The sequence below is a fragment of the Oscillibacter sp. genome (genome assembly GCF_040505565.1).
Classification (GTDB): Bacteria; Bacillota; Clostridia; order Oscillospirales; family Oscillospiraceae; genus Oscillibacter.
This window is the reverse complement of sequence record NZ_JBEUWZ010000017.1, coordinates 70,101-87,354: the sequence shown is the minus strand read 5'-3', so window position 1 is coordinate 87,354 and position 17,254 is coordinate 70,101. Positions and strand designations below refer to the sequence as shown.

Genomic DNA, 17,254 nt, shown 5'->3' with positions numbered 1-17,254 from the left:
GGATAAAGACATGGCTGGCGGCCATGTCCTCAACCAAATATATAGTAACAGGAGATGATTTTTTTGCTGAAAGAGTTAAAACGGCTGGCGGCAGCGGGATTGGCCTTGATCTGCCTCTTGGTGGTGCTGCCGGTGCCCGCCCGTGCGGCGGTCAGGTTCTCCGATGTGCACGCGTCCTACTGGGCGGCGGAGTCCATTACCCGCGCGGCGGAGCTGGGTCTGGTAAACGGCCGGAGCGACGGGAAATTCGGCGTGGGGCAGTCCATGACCAGAGCGGCTTTTGCCGCCGTGCTGTGCCGGGTGTTCCAGTGGAAGCTGGTCACTCCCACCTCCGGGTCCTTCCCGGATAATCAGGATTCCGCGAAATGGTATTATAGCGCGGTGGAGACCGCCTATCTCCACGGGGCGGTCACCCAGCAGGAGGAAAACTTCCGCCCCGGAGACGCCGTTACCCGGCAGGAGATGGCGGTGATGCTGGTGCGGGCGCTGGGATACGGAACACTGGCCAGTCTCGCCGGAGAGCGGACTTCTCCCTTTACCGATGTGACCGCCAGCCTTGGCTATCTGATCCTGGCCAATGATCTGGGGATTATGACGGGCAACTCCCGCGGCGCGTTTCAGCCGGACAGGACCGCCACCCGGGAACAGGCCGCCGCCGTGCTGATGCGGGTCTATGACAAACTTCACGCCGCCGCGCCGGACGTCTGCGGCGTGGCGCGGTCGGCAGAAAACTTGAGCCATGGGGACGTGGGGACCGTGGCGATACCCACCATGAAAATAGTCTACAACGGCAGTCTGCTGCTGACAACCGACCTTTCCGCGGAAACGGTTTCCGCCATCCGCGCCGCAACGGAGGGGAAGCGCCGGTTCATGCAGGTCTGTGGAACCAGCACCGGCTTTTCCGGCTCCGATATGGCGGAGCTTGCTAAAAAAATTGCCACCGCCGCAGATGAGGGTGGCTGGGATGGCGTGCTACTGGACATTCCCAAGCTTCGGGGCACGGAAAAGGCATCTTATACGAATCTGGTCACGGCCCTGCGCTCGTCGCTGAAACCAGGTGATCTTCTCTACGTAATGGCGGAGGCTCCCGTATCGCAGGGAAAGACGGCTTATAACGGCTATGACTTTGCCGCCCTGGCGGCTCAGGCAGACAAAGTGGTTCTGCGGGTCGCCCCCTATACCCAGACAGTCTCCGGCTTCCCCACGACGCCGCAGGAGCCCTTGGAGGAGGTCTTTTATACGCTTGAGACCGTCGCTGACACGATTCCTCCGGCAAAGCGGGCTCTCCTGCTCACCGCCTCCGGAACGGCATGGCGGGGGAATACAGCCCAGGGCGATGTATCTCCGGCGGAGCTCTCCGCCCTGCTGTCCACTTCCGGCGTCACGGGCTACTGGTCCAGCCGGTACGCCACGCCCTATCTCAGCTACACGGACTCCGGCGCCCGCGTGGTGGTCTGGTACAACGACGCCCGGGCCGCACAGGCCCGGCGGCAGCTGCTGGACTTTTTTGGCGGCGGAGGGTTGTGCATCAGTGACCTTACCGGTCCGCTGGACGGAGAGAACGGAATTCTCACCGGATTGAAATAATACCGATCTTCAGCCGGAACAAGAAGACGGCGGAATGTGCATAGCACACTCCGCCGTCTTTATATAAACCTATTTACAGAAATTTCTGCATTCCGTCGGTGGCCATCCCCAGATCGGCACTGATGGTAACGGTGAACTTGATGCCGTTTTTCTCGCCAAAGACATCCAGCCAATTCAAAAATTCCTCGGTCTCATGGTCAACATCCCCGCCGACCACTTTACACAGGTTGTCGATAAATACGTGGGATATGTCATAGTTCCCGGCGTACAGACCGCTGACAAAGCCGCGGAGGGACTCATAACCGTTCAGCCTATATTCCAGTGCGTCGATCAGGCGGATGCGATAGTGGATGTCGTAAGTCAGAGCGGAATTTGCCTCAATGCAAACCACGTTGCCCGGCTCGTCCTTCGCCGCGCTGTTGATGAGGTCGATGAGCTGCTTGGTCTTGCCGGAACCTTTGACGCCCATAATCAATCTGACCATAGTGTATCACTCCTGTTCTTCTGAAATCACGGGGTGGATTTCTGTGTTTTCAGCATAGCATAGATCCAAGGAAAAGACAATGCAAAATTCCCGCAAAAACTTTGTGAATAATGCCGGGGATGGGAAAACCACCCCCGGCATCCGTTCATCTTGCCAGTTTTGCCTCCAGTTCGGATCTCCGGTCCTCATATCCCGGTTTCCCCAAAAGCGCAAACATATTCTGCTTATATGCTTCCACACCCGGCTGGTCAAAGGGGTTCACGTCCAGCAGATACCCGCTCAGACCGCAGGCATACTCAAAGAAGTAGATCAGCTGGCCAAGAGATTCCGCGTTCCGCTCTCCAGCTTCCACAATCAAATTGGGTACACCGCCTTCCGTGTGGGCCAGAAGAGTTCCCTCAGCAGCTTTGTCCCGAATGAAGTCCATGGAACGGCCCGCCAGAAAGTTCAAGCCATCGCCATTCCCCTCGTCTGGGGCCACGCTGAATTGACGGGCGGAAGGCCCAAAGCGGACAACGGTCTCAAACATCAGCCGCTTGCCCTGCTGGATGTACTGGCCCATGGAGTGGAGGTCTGCGGTGAAATCAGCGCTGGCGGGGAAGAGACCTTTGTCCTCCTTCCCCTCGCTTTCTCCGAAGAGCTGCTTCCACCACTCCGCCATCATGCGGAACGCCGGGTCAAAGCAGCCAAGGATCTCAACGGATTTCCCGTCCCGATACAGCTGATACCGGGCGGCGGCATACCGCCAGGCGGGGCATTCGTAGCCGGAAACGGCGCACCGCTCCATCATAACCATCGCCCCGTGCATCAGCCCATCGATGTCCACGCCGGCAGCGGCAATCGGCAAAAGGCCCACGGCGGTAAGAACGGAGTACCGCCCACCGATGTCGTCCGGGACCACGAAAGTTTCCCACTTCTCGCTGTCCGCCAGCGCTTTCAGTGCGCCTCTGCGGCAGTCGGTGGTGGCAAAAATCCGCTCCCGCGCGCCCTCCCTGCCGTACCGCTCCTCCAGCAGCTTTCGGAAAAAGCGAAAGGCCACCGCGGGCTCTGTGGTCGTGCCGGATTTCGAGATCACGTTGACGGAAAAGTCCACGCCGTCGACCAGGTCCATGACGTCTCCCATGGCGTCGGAGCTCAGACCGTTGCCGACAAAGTAGATATTGGGGCCGTCTTTCTTTTTCAGATTGTAGTTGGGGGACTGAAGGCATTCCACCACGCCCCGGGCACCCAGATAGGAGCCACCGATGCCGATGACCACCAGTGCCCCGGAGTTTCCCCGGATTTTAGCGGCCGCCGCCTTGATGCGGGCATATTCCTCTTTATCATGATCTCTGGGCAGATGGACCCAGCCGGTGAACTCTCCGCCCGCGCCGTTGCCCTTTTGCAGCTTTTCCTGTGCCAGCTTCAATCTGGGGGCCAGCGCCTCTTCGTAAGGCATGGGAATAAAGGAGTCCATATGAAAAGTTTTCACGTCCAGCATAATAACGATCCCTTCCAGGTCACTTGCGTGATCATAAGATACGGTTATTATACTAGCTTTGTCCGACTGTCACAAGCGAAAAGTAGCGAAACGCCCCGAAAATTTCAAGTGGATGCCGGGCTGCCTAAAAACGCCGTACGCAGATACCGAAGTGCTAGCGCGCCCCAGGTGACACGGGGGACGTCCTCTCCCGCCACCAGCGGCACTTCCGCCAGAGTCTCTCCGCCAGAGGAGATAGTCAGCGTTCCCAGCACATCGCCCTTGGCAATGGGAGCCTCCACCTGTTCGGCGAGGGTCACGGACTTTTCAAGATTTGCCGCCTTGGCTTTTTCCAGCAGCAGCGAGCTCTCCGACGCAATGGGCTGCACCGTGGCATGGGTCCCGAGAGATACCGGTACCGGCGGAAGCGCCGCATCCGGAGCGGCCTTTGCCAGCGCATACGTAGAAAAGCCGTAGCTTAAAAGGGATTTTGCATCCTCGAACCGCTGGGCAGAGGTGGGCGCTTTCATGATGACGGCGATCAGCTCCATACCGTTCCGTTCTGCCGTGCCGGACAGGCAGTAGAGCGCGGAGTCCGTGGACCCCGTTTTCAGACCCGTGGCGCCGTCGTAGAATCGAATCAGCTTGTTGGTATTCACCAGAGCGGACGTTCCGCCCCGCAGGGTGTCCATCCAAATCGTGGTGTATTTCCGAATATCCGGGTGGTGCAAAATTAATTCCCGGCTCATAAGGGCAATATCGTTGGCGGAGGTGACGTGTCCCGCCGCGGGAAGACCCGTGGCGTTGCAGAAATGGGTGTCGTTCATCCCCAGCTCCGCGGCGCGCGCGTTCATTCGCTCCACAAAAGCGTCCTCGCTCCCCGCAATCTGCTCCGCCAGGGCGACCGCGCAGTCGTTGGCGGAGACCACGCACACGGCTTTAATCATGTCGCTCACGCTCATCTGCTCGTTTTCCTTCAGCCAGATCTGGCTGCCGCCCATAGAGCAGGCGTGGGCGGAGGCGGTAACGGTATCGTCATAGTGGAGGGTTCCGCCGTCAATGGCCTCCATGGTTAAAAGTAGAGTCATGACCTTTGTGACGCTGGCGGGTTCCAGCTTCTCGTGCTCGTTTTTTGAAAACAGGACGGTCCCCGTCTCCTTCTCCATCAGCAGCGCGGAGGGTGCCGACACCTCCAGCGCCCTGGCCGGAACGGTCAGCAGCAGCGCCGCCGCCAGCGCAAACAGCAGTTTTTTCATAACGTTCCCCCTTTTCTTGTTGTCCCAGTCTATGAGAAAAGGAAAAAACAAATGCGCCTCCGGGCATTTTTCGTCTTGCAAAATAAAGTAAGGTCTGCTATACTATCTTCACGTGCGATCTGCGGTCGTAGTTCATCGGTAGAACGGCAGCTTCCCAAGCTGCATAGGTGGGTTCGATTCCCATCGGCCGCTCCAAAGATTTCCCTTAGAGCCACAAGGTTTTAAGGGATTTTCTTTTTGCTCTTTATGCCCGCTTTTGCCGCTTGAAAGGGTGAAAATAGGCCGTTTTTTAAAGCGTACCAATCAAAGTACAGACCTTTGTGCTCGACGCAATTATAAAAATGCCGAGCGTGCATATATTTTCGCAGTTCGCCAATGGATGTTTATTTGTAATTGAAGTATACTAAAGGCCATCCTATAACTTTGCTTACGGAGTAACCGCTATGTATTACAATTACCACGCCACAGTTCGCCAATTGATTTCCGAAGGACATTTAACAGGCTATGAGTATCTTGACGCCTACCACGGAATAAGCCCGTGCCTGCTTCTGTATTTTGACAATCACAAGCCGATGCCGATCCGTGACTACCGGTGGGAAGAATATTTGCCGCTGCTGAAAGAAGCAAATTTTAAATGAGCTATGCCATGTAAATAAGCTCTGTGCAGCCTGCTTACATTTTTAAAATCACATCTGTATTTACACTTTATTCACAATTTTTTAAGGCCTCTTTTAGCTTTCTCAGATAGAATATGAACATCCTCAAGGGAATGAGCCACCTGCGAGGTGCAAAAGTTTTTTCATTTTCATCCTTTCCTTTTCATCTCTCCATAAAAACAAACCCGTCTCCTTGGTATTTCCTTGGAGACGGGTTTGTTTTTATATTATGCTACGATGGTATTCAGCAGTCACATTCGTGATCTGGCATTTTAGTTATACAATTGGATGCCTTAACTATTTCCGCCAGCGATAACTCCTTCGCTGCGCTAGCTGTTAGCAGGCTGCTTATCATGTCGAAAACCTGCTTCAGTTCACATAAGGTTCGCGCTTTTTGCAGCTCGCAAATAAGCCGGTCAGCGGCACTGCAAAAAAGTTCGGATTCACACTTGCTTACGCAGGTTTGATAATAGAGAACCGTCTTATCACAATCATGGCAGCGGCAGGGGAAAATGGTTTCCTCTTTCTTCGGCTCTGGACAATTAAATCGAAACTGAGGCATAGAAGAGCCATTGATCCGATTAAAATCTTCTTTATTCATCGGCTTCCGCCTTTCTGACGCACTTAAAACGGAGAAATTGGATCATCTCTGTTTTTAACAGCAATCGCCGCCATCGCCGGGGACTAAGCCCTTATCGGCCAAAATTTTATTTGCAAGCGCATTAAACAGAGCCGCCATCGCTTTTTCCTTGCAGGTGTATGCGCACAAGATATCCTTGATGATTTCGGCTTGCTCCGCAGGATCGCGGATCATACAGATTTTTTGAAGGAATAGTTCCAAGAAAAAGGCCAAGCTGGTCGCGATTCGCGCCTCAGCAGCTGCTACAATATCAACAGATTCAGCATCTGTCGGAACCGGAGGATGCGGGTAACCGCCAGAAACCGCATCAACTGCACCAGCAGGCACAGACTCAGCGCACTCAAAATCCCGAGGGAGAGTTTTATCCATAATGTTTCTCCTAAGAACATATTTCAAGATCACTCCTGATGGTGTAATCTTGCTGCCATATAATATGCATAGTTCGATTTGGTGGCTACTCAAAGCCCCCGGTCCAGATTGGATCGGGGGCTCGCAGCATTGCCAGCTGCCTTCAGCCGAGAGAAAACGCTCTTTTTCTACATCTCCTTGTCGTATTTGCAGCGATAGTAGATGGCAATTCCGGCCACAAGAAGGTAGGCAAAAACAAGCATCAATACGACATACGGAGCAAGGTTCATCAATCCGAACGACACAATCAGTGCGCCGAAAATATAGATCATGGCGTCAAATGCCTTTCCCTTGGCATAATTGCTGATTGCTATATTTCGTTCATCCTTTTTCTCAATTTCAATCTGTTTTTGAAGATTCCCGGCAGCTTTTAATGCAATCAGCTCTCCGACTCCGTGTCCGAATGCACCGCACCCAATTCCGATGCAGTAGTACGGCAAAACCCTCATCACACCCTGCGTCTCCGGGGCTGATTTGGCAAAATACAAACCGACGGCAATCAGCACGAGACCGATCACGCTCAGTGTAAAAAATACGCCTTTCTTCATTCTCCTTTTTCCTCCCCATAGATAAAAATGTCCTCAATGCGCATGCCAAAATAGTCGGCAATCTTAAACGCCAAAAGGATGGAGGGATTATAGCGGCCGTTTTCCAAAGAGCCTATGGTCTGCCTGGAAACTTCGAGCGCAGCCGCCAAATCCTCCTGCCGGATTCCCCGCTGTTTTCGGATTTCCTCCAACCGATTTTTCACAAATGCCCTCCCTTCAAACGGAAAGTGTGCTTTCCATGTTCCATATTACCGCAGAACCAGTAAAATGTCAAGTGTACTTTCCGTTAAAAAGTAAGAAAGCGCAGGACGGATGATAGCTCCGTCCCGCGTTAGCCTGCCGTGAAAACAGTTCCCCTTACAGGTTGGAAAACTTGCTCCGCACATAGCCGCTCTTTCGCAGCGCCGCTGCCAGAAAGACGGAGACCGCCACGCCGAAGCCCGCCTGCACCAGGTTGCTGGGAATTCCCGCCGCGCTGCCGGCAAAGCTGCGCAGCAGCAGCGCGTCAAACAGCCAGTAGCCTGCCACCATGGGAATCTCGCCCACCAGAGCGGAGAAAATCATGCCGCCGGACTTCTCCTTCAGTCCGCGGTACAAAAGGCCCGCTAGAATCGCCATAACAGCCTTGATGACCAACGTGGCGGGGACATAGACCATGTAGCCAGAGAGAACGTCCGCCAGAGCGGAGCCAATGCCGCCCGCCAGTGCGCCATACCACGGTCCCAGCAGAAACGCCCCCAGCAGCACCACCGTGTCGCCCAGATTCATATAACCTCCCGTGGGGGAGGGAACGCGGATCACCATGGTGGCAACGCAGGCCAGCGCCGCCATCAGCGCCGTGGTGACAATGGTCCGCACCCGCGTGTCCGCAGTGGGGGGGATTTCCGTCTTAACCGCTTTTTCCATGTTTCTCTGACTCCTCTCGGCTTCAATTAAATCTATTGTAACCGGTATATGATAATATTAAAATACTCAATTTATAAATTTTCGATAGAGTCAGATTGGAGCGTGGCATATGCTGACTTATTCCCTGGAAGACCGAGGCGGGCTAACCCTGTATGAATATCTCTACCGCCGCATTCGGGAAGACATCCTCTCCGGCGCATTGGCGGTAGGAGAAAAATTGCCCTCCAAGCGGGCGCTGGCGGAGCATCTGGGGGTCTCGGTCATCACGGTGGAAGGGGCATACCAGCAGCTGGAGGCGGAGGGCTATGTCCACACCCGTCCCCGCAGCGGTTTTTTCATCTCCCGGGTGGAGCCAAGTCTTTCCGTGCGGCAACCGGCCGCGGATGTACCGTCCCGGCCGACGCCGGAGTGGAAGCTGGATCTGAAGACAAACCGGGTGGATGCGGCCAGGTTCCCTCTGTCCACTTGGGCGCGGCTGACGCGGCAGGTTTTGGCGGAAGAGGGAGCTGCGCTTCTCTCTCCGCTGCCCCATCAGGGGCTGCCCGCCCTGCGGCGGGCAATCTGCAGCGACCTCAGGGATTTTCGGGGGCTTTCGGCGTCACCGGAGCAAATCGTGATCGGCGCGGGGGCGGAGTATCTGTACCTTCTGTTGGCCCAGCTGCTGGGACGGGACACAGTACTGGCGGTGGAGGATCCCGGCTATCCGAAAATCCGGCAGGTATACGAAAAAAGCGGTGTCCGGTGCGTTCCCCTGCCTCTGGACGGCGAGGGAATGAATCCCGATGCCCTGCGCGCCTCCGGAGCCGGGGCTGCACATCTGTCCCCCTCTCACCAGTATCCCACCGGGCTGGTGACCCCCATCCGGCGACGGCAGGAGCTGCTGCGCTGGGCAGAGGAGACCGGCGGGGTTATCATCGAGGACGACTACGACAGCGAACTCCGCTTTACGGGCCGGCCGATTCCGCCGCTGCAAAGCATTGACGGCGGAGGCCGGGTGGCCTATTTAAATACGTTTTCCCAGACCATTGCTCCGTCCATGCGGGTGGGCTTTTTGGTGCTGCCGTCCCGGCTTTTGGATCAGTACCGCCGGGAGCTGGATTTTTATGCCTGCACCGTCCCCGCCACAGAGCAGTTCGTCCTTGCCCGATTTTTGGAGGGCGGATACTATGAGCAGCACCTGGCTCGGATGCGGACGGAGTACCGCACCCGGCGGGCCGCCGTGCTGGAGGCATTTGCCCAGAGCGCCTTTGCCGGACGGGTCCACATCGCGGAGCAGGGGGCTGGACTGCACTTTCTGCTGCGGCTGGACACCGCCCGAAGCGATGAGGATCTTGACGCCAGAGCTCAGGAAAAAGGCGTCCGACTGGGCTTTTTGTCCGAGTATACCCAGCGGCGGGAGGCGGCGTTCGACCACACGCTGGTGGTGAATTACGCGGGCCTTGAAAAGGAGCGGCTGCCAGAGGCTGTGGAACTTTTGACGGAGATTTTCGCTGAGTGACTCCGGCGGCAGGTTCGTGCAAAAGCCGGTCAGTCGGCACATGACCCATAACAGCGAGAAAACAAAACGGGCGCCCGTGGTTCCCCACAGGCGCCCGTTTTTATGCAGCTTAAGAAATTAGCACTTCTCGAAGATCGTTGCAACGCCCTGGCCGCCGCCGATGCACAGCGTAGCCAAGCCCTTTTTGGCCTCGGGCCGCTTCTGCATCTCATGGAGCAGAGTGACGATGATGCGGGCGCCGGAGCAGCCCACGGGATGGCCCAGAGACAGAGCGCCGCCGTTGACATTCACCTTGCTCATGTCGAACTTCAGCTCGCGGGCCACAGCGATGGACTGAGCGGCAAAGGCCTCGTTGGCCTCCACCAGATCCATATCGTCGATGGTCAGGCCAGCCTTGGCCATGGCCTGCTTGGAGGCGGGAACGGGACCGACGCCCATGATCTTGGGATCGACGCCGCCCTGGCCCCAGGAGACCAACTTTGCCATAGGCTTCAGACCGTACTTCTCCACGGCTTCGCCGGAAGCCAGGATGATGGCGGCAGCGCCGTCGTTGATACCGGAGGAGGAAGCAGCAGTGACGCGGGGGGTGCCCTTGTCGGCGGTTTCCTTCACACCGGTGAGTTCAAAGGTGTGGACAACCTGGGGATTGGGAGACTCGGGACCCACGGGGAAAGAACCCTTCATCTTGGAAATGCCCTCGACGGTGGTACCGGCGCGGGGGAACTCGTCCTTTTTGAACTCGACGATATCCTTCTTGACCTTGATGGGGACGGAAACGATCTCGTCGTCAAACTTGCCGGCATTCTGAGCGGCTTCGCACTTCTGCTGAGAAGAGGCGGAGAACTCATCCAGCTCCTGGCGGGAGATGCCCCACACATCGCAGATATTCTCGGCGGTGGTGCCCATGTGATAGTTGTTGAACGCATCCCACAGGCCGTCCTTGATCATGGTGTCGACCAGCTTCTTGTCACCCATGCGGGCGCCCCAGCGGGCGTCGGGAGCGGCATAGGGAGCGGCGGACATGTTCTCGGTACCGCCGCAGACGATCACGTCTGCGTCGCCGGCCAGAATGGACCGGGCTCCCTCGATGACGGATTTCATGCCGGAACCGCAGACCATGCCCACGGTGTAAGCAGGAACAGCATAGGGGATGCCGGCCTTAACGGCGACCTGACGGGCAACGTTCTGGCCCAGACCTGCGGTCAGAATGCAACCGAACATCACTTCGTCAACCTGCTCGGGTTTTACACCGGCACGATTCAGGGCTTCCTTGACGACGATGGAACCCATTTCTGTGGCGGAGACGTTTTTCAGGGAGCCGCCAAAGGAACCGATGGCTGTACGGCAGCAATTCACGACATAAAGTTCTTTCATGATGTTCCTCCATTTTTGTTTTATAAGATTCTTCGCAAGACACGGACTAATTTCAGGCCCGTGCGGGAAAACAGCGGGAATGTGGCAGAGAAAAGCGGGATTGTCAAAACTCTGACGGGATTGTCAAAATTTTAGCAAACAAGCTTATTCCTAACCGTCTTTAAATCCATTATAAGGGAACTTGCCGTTTCCGTCAATGGGAAAAATGCTAATTTATAAATTTCGTTAAAACTTTATCAAAATCCCTTTCGTTTTCGTCACCTTGACGAAAACGAAAGGGATTTCGTACATGTCAGCTTCCTTTTTCCCGCCGCCAACAACCTTTCCTGCCGATGCTGCAGTGAGAGGAATCGCTCCTATTTCGCTGCAGCCCTTGCCGTGCACAGGCCTTCGTAAAACGAGGCGGCGGTAAAGCTGCCATATTCCTTCGCTAAAGTCACCTGCGCCTTTGCCGCCATATTTTGAAGCTGCGCGTCGAACCAGAGGTCTTCGGCGGCATCCTCGTCCAGCGCCGCCGGACGCAGAAGGTATACCCCCTTCTCCGTCTCCACAGGCTGGCTCCACTGGTCAGTCTGGAGCCCCGTCAAGGCGCTTTCCGCTGCCTGGGGCAATGTCCCGTCTCCCGGAGCGGCGGTAACGGAGGCATAGGTTCCGTCTTTCAAGGTCGCCGGATCCAGATCCGGATCCTTTTCAAGCTCGGACAGAGCCACCGCCGCCAGGTCCCCGCTGGGGAACAAGAGGGTATCCGCCGTGTAAATTCCAGTGGTCTGCGCATAAGATGCCACGGCCCCGCTCTGGGGGGCCAGATCGCTTCCCTTGGCCCGGGACAGCGCCCGGAGCTGCTCATACAGGTAATAATCGGCGGAAAACAGCTGCGCTCCTGCCTGATCCAAGCCCTTTTGCGCCAGAACGGCAAGATATGCGTCCTCCCCATCGGCAGCAGTCACCTGCTTCGTCCAGTCCTCGTTCATGGCGGCCAAATCTTCGGCAGTCAGCACGCAGCGGTGCGATTCCGCCTGAGACTCCACCGTGGCGTAAAATACCGCTGCGGACAAAGCCTGTTCCTTCACATATTCGTCCAGAGTCTGTCCGCCCGCGTCCTCGGTCCAGTCCGGTGTGCCGCCGGACTGCTCCGCCAGATAGTCGCAGTCGGCGGTCAGCCAGTAGAAATACCGGGCAGCCGGGACCTCACGACCATCCACCGTCAGCAGCACCGCGTCCGGCGCGATGCCGGAGGCCTCGTAGTAAAGTCCTGACGGCTTCTCCGCCTGCTTTCCGCAGCCGGACAGCAACAGCATAGCCGCCAATGCGGCCGTAAACGCCCGTTTCACAAACCTGCTCCTTCCTCCCGGCGGGGCAGGCGGGCGCACTTAACCCACCCGGCGCACGCCGAGCCACGTATTGCCGGGCCACAGGGAGAAGTCTACCAGTGCCCGGGAACGGATATTAGATGCGGGGACAAAGGGGTCCTGCCAGAAACGGCTGTCCAAAGAGTCGTCCCGATGATCCCCCATCAGGAAAACGCATCCGCCGGGTACGGTGAAGCTGTCTCCCTCGTTCTGAGGATAGGTAATCCCCTGCACGGGCAGATAAGTCTCTTCCAGCGCGGTACCGTTGATCAGCACCTGACCGTCCCGGAAGGAGACCGTCTCGCCGGGCAGGCCCACAACGCGCTTCACCAGCGTCTCCCCCAGCTCATCGCTGTCGAACAGCACGATATCCCCCCGTTCCGGCACCGGATCGCCCACCGCGTAGCTCAGATGCCAGCTCAAAAACACGGAATGAGTGGGCAGGGTGGTCTCCATGGATCCACTGGTAACAAAGCCCAGCAGAAAGATGCCCCGGAACAGCACCAGCATCACGATCACCGTAACAAACAGATAGCCGTAGCTGCGCAGGAAACGGCCAAAGGTCGTCTTCCCCCGCTCATTGGTTTCCTTCTCCGGTTTTTCGGTTTTTTTCGGCTTTTGCGTTTTTTGAGGCAGCTCCTGCCGCTCATTCTTCTCTTCAGACATGGCTGTTCTCCTTTTCTTTCGTATCGTCCGCCGCAAGGCGCAGGTCCTCCACCAGCACCGCCGCCGTTTCCAGCACGTCCGCGCCGGGCCGCAGCCGCAGCGTCAGCATGGGGATGTCTCCGGCACTGAGCGTCAGCAGCTGCCGGTATTTGGGCAGTGCGCACACCGCTGCCAGAGCCTCCGGGCGAAAAACGCCCAGTTCCAACCGCAGCCGATCTCCCTTTTGACTCAGGTCGGTAACTCCAGCGGCCTGGGCCGCCGCCCGCAAAAGGGCCACGTCCAGCAGAGCCAGCACGGGCTTGGGCGGATCACCGTAGCGGTCCATAAGTTCGTCCAAAATCTCACTGGAGTCCTCCGGAATCCGGATGGCGGCTATGCGGCGGTACAGATCCATCCGCTGTTCCGCCGAGGGGACATACCGCTCGGGGAGATGGGCGTTCACCGTCAGATCGGCGGTGCATTCCGCCGCCTGAGCGGGCTGCTCGCCTTTTTCCTCCAGCACCGCCTCCTCCAGGAGCTTCAGGTACATGTCGTAGCCCACGCTCATCATATACCCGGACTGCTCCGGTCCCAGCAGATTGCCGGCGCCCCGGATTTCCAGATCCCGCATGGCGATTTTAAATCCGGAGCCGAATTCCACGTATTCCCGGATAGCTCCCAGACGCTTGCTGGCGGTCTCCTGTAAAATTTTGCCCGGACGGTAAGTGAGGTATGCATAGGCCCGGCGGGTACTGCGGCCGATGCGGCCGCGAATCTGATGGAGCTGGGCAAGCCCCATTCTGTCCGCGTCCTCAATCACCAGTGTATTCACGTTTGGGATATCAATGCCTGTTTCGATGATGGTTGTACACACCAAAATGTCCGCCTCTCCGTCCACCATCCGGCCCATCACGTCGGAGAGCTCCTGCTCCGACATCTTTCCATGGCCGACGGCGATGCGGGCCTCCGGGCCCAACAGCTTCTGAAGCCGCCCCGCAGTGGCGGCGATGGACTCCACACGGTTGTGGAGATAGTATACCTGCCCGCCCCGACTCAGCTCCCGGCGGATGGCGTCCGTCACGATCTCCCAGTCGTGCTCCAGCACATAGGTCTGCACCGGCTGGCGGTCGGCGGGCGGCTCCTCGATGGTGCTCATGTCCCGAAGGCCGGACAGAGCCATGTTCAGCGTCCGGGGAATGGGAGTTGCGGAGAGGGTGAGGGTATCCACCTGCCTGGCCATTTCCTTGAGACGCTCTTTATGGGTGACGCCGAACCGCTGCTCCTCGTCGATGACCAGAAGCCCCAGATTCTTGAACTGCACGGATTTTTGCAGCAGCTTGTGGGTTCCGATCAGCACGTCCACCCCGCCGGTGCGGACAGCCTCCAAAATCCGCTTCTGCTCTTTTGGTGCGGTGAACCGGGACAGGACCTCCACATTCACGGGGAAGCCGCCGAAGCGGCTCATGGCGGTGGCATAGTGCTGCTGGGCCAAAATGGTGGTGGGTACCAGGATCGCCGCCTGCTTCCCGTCCAGAACGCACTTCATCACGCCCCGAAGGGCCACCTCGGTTTTGCCGTATCCCACGTCGCCGCAGAGCAAACGGTCCATAGGCCGGGGCCGCTCCATATCGGCCTTGATCTCCTCCACGGAACGGAGCTGGTCGTCTGTCTCCGGATAGGGAAAGGCGTCCTCAAATTCCTGCTGCCAGGGGGAATCCGGCGAGAAAGCAAAGCCGGGCTGCTTCTGCCGCGCGGCGTACAGGGCAATCAGCCCCTTGGCCAGATCCTTGGCCGCGGCCTTCGCCTTGGATTTGGAGCGGGCCCACTCCGTTCCGCCCAGCTTGTTCAGCCGGGTATGTTCGCTGTCCTCGCCGCCGCCGATATACTTGCTGACCTGATCCAGCGCCGTCACCGGCACATAAAGGCAGTCCCCCGCGGCATAGTCAATTTTGATATAGTCCTTCTCCACACCGTCAACCGGCATTTTGCGGATTCCCACAAACCGGCCCACGCCATGCTGGGCGTGGACCACCAGATCGCCGGGCGAGAGATCGGTGAAGGATTGGAGCTTTTGTCGGTTGGAGTCCTTTTTGGGTTTCTTCTGCTTCCGGGCGGAGGGAGCAAGCTGCCCCTCCGTCAGCACCGCCAGACGGAGCTGGGGCCACTCGCTGCCCGCGCTCAGCGCCCCGGCGGTCAGCCGTACCTCGCCCGCGGCGGGCATGGCGGCGTTCTTCAGGTCCAGCGTGGCCGGAATGTCCCGCTCCTCCAGCAGCCGCAAGAGGTTTTTTGCCCGCGCTTCACCCCCGCAGAGGATCAGCACGCCGTATCCCAAAGTCCGGTAGTGCTTCAGGTCCTCCGCCGCAGTCTCAAGGCTGCCGCCATAGGAGGGTAGCTGCTTTGTGGTGAGGTTCACCAGCGCCCTGGGGGGGATGGGATAGCGCGAGGTGGGGAGGGACGTCTCCATCACCGTGGGGAAGTCCGCCAAGCGGAAGAACAGCTCCTCTCCGGTCATGCTGAGATGAGAAAACGCTCCCGCCAGCACCCCGGCTTCCAGCAGCACCTCTGTGTCCTGCTTGGCCTGCAGGGCAAAGCCCTTGATGCGTTCCTCTACCCGTCCTGTCTCGCTGAAGAACACCACCGCATCTGTTGGCAGGTAGTCCAGCCCCCAGGCCTCCTCCGGATACACGGCGCAGAGATACCGGTCCGCACCGCCCAGGGCTCCGCCGTCCCGCAGCCGGGCTGCGTCTGCCCGCAGGCTCTCCGCGGCTGCGGCAAGCCGGCCCTTTTTCTCCAGCTTTCCCGCCTCTTTGTCCAGTGTGACGGCAAGGCCTTCCACTCCCCCGATCGCCTGATGGGGCAATACCTCGGCGGCAGGAAGCAGCAGCGCGGATTTGATGTTTTTCACCTGTCTCTGCGTGCCGGTGTCAAACTCCCCCAGGGAGTCGATTTCGTCGTCGAACAGCTCACAGCGCACGGGCTGCTCCATCAGCGGTGAGAACACGTCCAAAATCCCGCCTCGGACGGCAAACTGCCCCACGCCCTCCACCTGCTCGCACCGGGTGTATCCGGCGGCGGTGAGCTGATCCGACAGCAGGTTCAGGTCCAGCCTCCCGCCGATCTTCAGGGTCTTCGCTGCGGCGGAAAGCTTCTTTTTAGGCATAGTCCGGGTCATCAGCGCGTCCGCCGTGGCGATGCAGACGGAGACTTTTCCCTTTGCCAATGCGTATAGCGCGGCAAGGCGGTTCTGCTCCCACGCGCGGGAGGATACCGCCCCCGCCCGGAACTGCCACTCCCGACCCAGCAGAGTCACCGGCTCCGTCCCCGTCAGGGCGCGGAGATCATCCGCCAGGCGCCTGACCTCCTGCTCATCGCCGCACAGGAATACCGCCGGACGGCCCATGGACGCGGCAATAGCCGCGCCGACAGCGGCGCGGTGAGCAATTTGGAGACCGGAAACCGCCACGGGGCTTCTGCCGTTTTCAAGACTTGAGACCGCCTCGCGGAGTTCCGGGAGCTCATTCAGTTTTTTCAGGAGTTGTTCCATAAATGTTCCTTTTTAACGCCGTGTGCGACGCCGCCCCGATCTTTGAAACCGTCAAACGGCACCGGAGAGCTTCAGTTGAAGCAATTCATCGCTTTTTGGCAGTCGCCGTTCTCAATGATACACTCCGCCGCGTCGATGGCGCGGGCAAAGGTGTCCAGCAAGACCTTCCGGTCTGCCTGTGAGGGAACGCCCACGACCCAATCGATCATGTCCCGTTCCTCCCCGGTACCGCCGGGATCGCCGATTCCGACTTTTACCCGGGGAAACTGATCTGTGCCCAAGTGAGCGATGATGTTCTTAATGCCGTTGTGTCCCCCGGCGGAGCCGGAGGGCCGCACCCGCAGTTTTCCAACAGGCAGGGATACGTCGTCGTAAATGACCACCACATGGTCGGCGGGTATTTTGTAAAACTGCGCCGCCTCCTGTACAGCCTCGCCGGAGAGGTTCATGAAGGTCTGGGGCTTCATCACCAGCACCCGTGCGCCGCCAAACCGCAAAATATTATATGCGGATTTGAACTTCACCTTGTTCAGCTTTACACCCTGCTTCTCCGCCAGCAGGTCCACGGTGAGGAAGCCCATATTGTGCCGGGTCCTCGCGTATTTCTCCCCAGGGTTCCCAAGGCCCGCCAAAATCCAGTCCGCGCCGGAGGATTTGTTTTCAAACAGCATGGTTTCATTTCCTTTTAAATTCGTATTCATCCGCCCACATGAAAGAACACGGCGGCCGTAAAAGCCCATCTGCTTTTTCGTACAATTTTCCGAATTTTATTCAGTAATTTTTTAAGGACCTGCTTCTTGAGCCGGCCGGAACGGCCTTAAATACGTATCATGAATTCAACACGTACAAGGCGGGAAGAACCTCTCCCCGCCCTGACGATTCAGTTTCGCGGCGATTCCG

At 57.9% G+C, this 17,254-nt stretch carries 16 protein-coding genes and 1 tRNA gene; 4 read left to right on the top strand and 13 right to left on the bottom strand.

Annotated features, from left to right (window positions below; genetic code table 11):
- Positions 1-63 precede the first annotated feature (63 nt).
- Entirely contained in the window at positions 64-1,587 is a 1,524-nt protein-coding gene (locus ABWQ15_RS09730; RefSeq protein WP_353908580.1) for an S-layer homology domain-containing protein, read from the top strand.
- Positions 1,588-1,660: 73 nt separating this feature from the next.
- Here ABWQ15_RS09730 and ABWQ15_RS09725 read toward each other — a convergent pair whose 3' ends face one another.
- From ABWQ15_RS09725 to ABWQ15_RS09715, 3 genes are all read right to left on the bottom strand, one after another.
- Complete coding sequence (locus tag ABWQ15_RS09725) at positions 1,661-2,071, bottom strand: hypothetical protein (RefSeq protein ID WP_353908579.1); 411 nt, start codon at positions 2,069-2,071, stop codon at positions 1,661-1,663.
- Between the two features lie 145 nt (positions 2,072-2,216).
- Positions 2,217-3,551, bottom strand: coding sequence for a glucose-6-phosphate isomerase (locus ABWQ15_RS09720; RefSeq protein WP_353908578.1), 1,335 nt, complete (start codon positions 3,549-3,551; stop codon positions 2,217-2,219).
- A gap of 104 nt (positions 3,552-3,655) precedes the next feature.
- Positions 3,656-4,786: a D-alanyl-D-alanine carboxypeptidase family protein gene (locus tag ABWQ15_RS09715; protein WP_353908577.1), complete on the bottom strand. Its 1,131-nt coding sequence runs from the start codon at positions 4,784-4,786 to the stop codon at positions 3,656-3,658.
- A 121-nt stretch (positions 4,787-4,907) separates the two neighbouring features.
- Between ABWQ15_RS09715 and ABWQ15_RS09710 the strand changes: the two genes are divergently transcribed.
- Positions 4,908-4,981: transfer RNA gene (locus ABWQ15_RS09710), tRNA-Gly, on the top strand.
- Between the two features lie 248 nt (positions 4,982-5,229).
- Positions 5,230-5,424 carry a thermostable hemolysin delta-VPH gene (locus ABWQ15_RS09705; protein ID WP_353908576.1) on the top strand — a complete coding sequence of 65 codons (195 nt, stop codon included), beginning with the start codon at positions 5,230-5,232 and terminating at the stop codon, positions 5,422-5,424.
- Positions 5,425-5,686: 262 nt separating this feature from the next.
- Here ABWQ15_RS09705 and ABWQ15_RS09700 read toward each other — a convergent pair whose 3' ends face one another.
- The 5 genes from ABWQ15_RS09700 to ABWQ15_RS09680 all read right to left on the bottom strand — a co-directional run bounded on the left by ABWQ15_RS09700 (position 5,687) and on the right by ABWQ15_RS09680 (position 7,944).
- Entirely contained in the window at positions 5,687-6,043 is a 357-nt protein-coding gene (locus tag ABWQ15_RS09700) for a hypothetical protein (RefSeq protein ID WP_353908575.1), read from the bottom strand.
- A gap of 54 nt (positions 6,044-6,097) precedes the next feature.
- Positions 6,098-6,451, bottom strand: coding sequence for a hypothetical protein (locus ABWQ15_RS09695; protein ID WP_353908574.1), 354 nt, complete (start codon positions 6,449-6,451; stop codon positions 6,098-6,100).
- A 167-nt stretch (positions 6,452-6,618) separates the two neighbouring features.
- Positions 6,619-7,038: a hypothetical protein gene (locus ABWQ15_RS09690; protein WP_353908573.1), complete on the bottom strand. Its 420-nt coding sequence runs from the start codon at positions 7,036-7,038 to the stop codon at positions 6,619-6,621.
- Positions 7,035-7,241: a helix-turn-helix transcriptional regulator gene (locus tag ABWQ15_RS09685; RefSeq protein WP_353908572.1), complete on the bottom strand. Its 207-nt coding sequence runs from the start codon at positions 7,239-7,241 to the stop codon at positions 7,035-7,037. The genes ABWQ15_RS09690 and ABWQ15_RS09685 overlap by 4 nt, the downstream gene beginning before the upstream one ends.
- 154 nt (positions 7,242-7,395) lie before the next feature.
- The gene (locus ABWQ15_RS09680) at positions 7,396-7,944 is read right to left on the bottom strand and encodes an ECF transporter S component (protein WP_353908571.1); all 549 of its coding nucleotides are present in this window, start codon (positions 7,942-7,944) and stop codon (positions 7,396-7,398) included.
- Positions 7,945-8,053: 109 nt separating this feature from the next.
- Here ABWQ15_RS09680 and pdxR point away from each other — a divergent pair, with 109 nt between their 5' ends.
- Complete coding sequence (gene pdxR, locus ABWQ15_RS09675) at positions 8,054-9,442, top strand: MocR-like pyridoxine biosynthesis transcription factor PdxR (protein WP_353908570.1); 1,389 nt, start codon at positions 8,054-8,056, stop codon at positions 9,440-9,442.
- A 117-nt stretch (positions 9,443-9,559) separates the two neighbouring features.
- Here the strand turns inward: pdxR and ABWQ15_RS09670 are convergent, their stop codons facing one another.
- From ABWQ15_RS09670 to pth, 5 genes are all read right to left on the bottom strand, one after another.
- A complete protein-coding gene (locus ABWQ15_RS09670; protein WP_353908569.1) occupies positions 9,560-10,816 on the bottom strand; it encodes an acetyl-CoA C-acetyltransferase in 1,257 nt (418 codons plus the stop codon).
- Positions 10,817-11,172: 356 nt separating this feature from the next.
- A complete protein-coding gene (locus ABWQ15_RS09665) occupies positions 11,173-12,147 on the bottom strand; it encodes a peptidylprolyl isomerase (RefSeq protein ID WP_353908568.1) in 975 nt (324 codons plus the stop codon).
- Positions 12,148-12,186: 39 nt separating this feature from the next.
- Entirely contained in the window at positions 12,187-12,831 is a 645-nt protein-coding gene (gene lepB, locus ABWQ15_RS09660) for a signal peptidase I (RefSeq protein WP_353908567.1), read from the bottom strand.
- A complete protein-coding gene (mfd, locus tag ABWQ15_RS09655; RefSeq protein ID WP_353908566.1) occupies positions 12,824-16,354 on the bottom strand; it encodes a transcription-repair coupling factor in 3,531 nt (1,176 codons plus the stop codon). The genes lepB and mfd overlap by 8 nt, the downstream gene beginning before the upstream one ends.
- Before the next feature lie 71 nt (positions 16,355-16,425).
- Complete coding sequence (pth, locus tag ABWQ15_RS09650) at positions 16,426-17,025, bottom strand: aminoacyl-tRNA hydrolase (protein ID WP_353908565.1); 600 nt, start codon at positions 17,023-17,025, stop codon at positions 16,426-16,428.
- Between the last annotated feature and the right edge of the window lie 229 nt (positions 17,026-17,254).